This window comes from Sulfurospirillum arcachonense DSM 9755 (genome assembly GCF_000597725.1).
GTDB lineage: Bacteria > Campylobacterota > Campylobacteria > Campylobacterales > Sulfurospirillaceae > Sulfurospirillum_A > Sulfurospirillum_A arcachonense.
In genome coordinates this window covers 1-2011 of record NZ_JFBL01000032.1, presented here as the reverse complement: position 1 = coordinate 2011, position 2011 = coordinate 1, and the positions used below count along the sequence as shown (strand labels likewise).

1 protein-coding gene is annotated in these 2011 nt (G+C 33.4%); it reads left to right on the top strand.

The window, feature by feature from the left end:
- Window positions 1-72 precede the first annotated feature (72 nt).
- A complete protein-coding gene (locus K354_RS0113585; protein ID WP_024956015.1) occupies window positions 73-1863 on the top strand; it encodes an aryl-sulfate sulfotransferase in 1791 nt (596 codons plus the stop codon).
- Window positions 1864-2011: the final 148 nt, after the last annotated feature.

The following is a 2011-nucleotide window of genomic DNA, read 5'->3' as shown; positions in this document are numbered from 1 at the left end:
GTAAAAATTGGAGTTGCCTTTATTTAAGGCTTATATTTAGATAAAAGAAATTTTACAAAAAGGGAAAATATTATGTTAAAACAAGTTGTTTCATCAGTAGCTTTAGCTGCAGTATTATCAACAGGCCTTTCAGTAGTATTAACACAAGATTTAGATGCTGCTGTTGTTAATCGTAAGGTTCATTTTCAAGGTCAGCTTGGAAAAGTAATTGTTAATCCATATAAGGTTATGCCTTTAACAGCAGTAATAGATCGTAATGGAAAAAATCCTAAAGATATTGAAGTTACGGTAGTTGGTAAGCCAAATGGTGGTCAGGATATTAAATATAAAGTTTCTGAAGGTGCATTATTAAATCATGATGGTGTTCCTGTATTTGGTTTATATGATGATTACATCAATACTGTAAAAGTAACATATAAACTTAAGGGTAAGAAAGTAAATGATACATATAAAATTCGTACAAACCCATTTACTGGTCGTATAGTTGATGGTAAAATGGAAATTAAACCAAAAGTAGTTACCAAAAAAGTAGCACCTGGTTTTGAAAACAGACTTTATATGGTTACTCTTATGGGAACAGCTGATAATAAAGAATTTGCATGGGCAACTAAACATAAAACTCATGGTGCTGGTGAGTGGTTAGCTCCAGCTGAAATGTATATGGTAGATACAAAAGGTGAGATTCGTTGGTTTGTTGATACTGAGCAATTTTATGATAAAGATGGTCGTCGTATTGATGATACAGGACGTATTATGAGTTTTCATCAAACAGACAATGGTGATATAATATTTGCACAAGCACAAAAATATTATCGTTACTCTATGATGGGTGAAAAAGCATATGAGAGAAAACTTCCTCGTGGTTATGTAGATTTAAGTCATGAAGCATTGCCTATTGATAACGGTCATGTATTATTGCGTGTTGCTAAGAAAAATTATCATATTCCAGGTACTAAAGATATTGCTACAACTATTCGTGATGTTGTAATTGAAGTTGATGGTGCAGGTCGTATTGTAGAAGAGTGGGATTTTAACAAAATTATGGGAATCAATACATTCCGTAAAGATCTTATCATTGGTCTTGATGCTCGTGCAGTTTGTTTAAATGTTGACATGAATGCTGAACATATTGAAGTAAAAAAAGAAATGCCTTATGGTGATATTGCTTCAACAGGAACAGGTCGTAACTGGGCACATATTAACTCTATTTCTTACGATAAAGACTCTGATGCAATTATTGTTTCTATGAGACACCAAGGTATTGTAAAAGTAGGTCGTGATAAAAAAGTTGATTGGATTCTTGCTCCAAATGTTGGTTGGTCTAAAGACATGGCAGCTAAAGTACTTACTCCAGTAGATGCTAAAGGTAAAAAACTTGAGTGTGAAGATGCAGCATGTGAAAACACTACTTTTGATTGGTCATTCACACAACATACAGCGTGGTTAAGCCCTCGTGGTAAAAATATTGGCAATATCAAAACTTTAAGTGTATTTGATAATGGTGATGGCCGTGGACTTGAGCAACCAGCTATTAAAACAGATAAGTATAGCCGTGGTGTAGAATATGTTATTGATGAAAAGAAAATGACAGTTAAACAAACTTGGGAATTTGGTAAAGAGAAAGGTTGGGATTGGTATTCACCAGTAACATCAAGTACTAAATTTGAAACAGATACAGGTACATACTCTATTCTTTTTGGTACAGCAAAAATGTTAACTAAAAATCATACTGAAGGTATCATTGTAGAAGTTGACCCTAAAACAAATGAAATATTATATCACCAAGTTCTATCTACAGATAAAAAACCAGGTATTTTCTACCGTGGACATGTAGTAAGACCAAATACACTATTTGCTTATTAAATAATAGAAAGAGGGATGACTCTTATAGTTATCCCTCTTATAAGAAATTTTACAAAAAGGGAAGATTATGAAATTACTTAACTTGTCTCTAGCAGCAGTTATGGCGATGGGCACAGTGGCGTTTGGTGCTGATAATTTGGCAGATAGT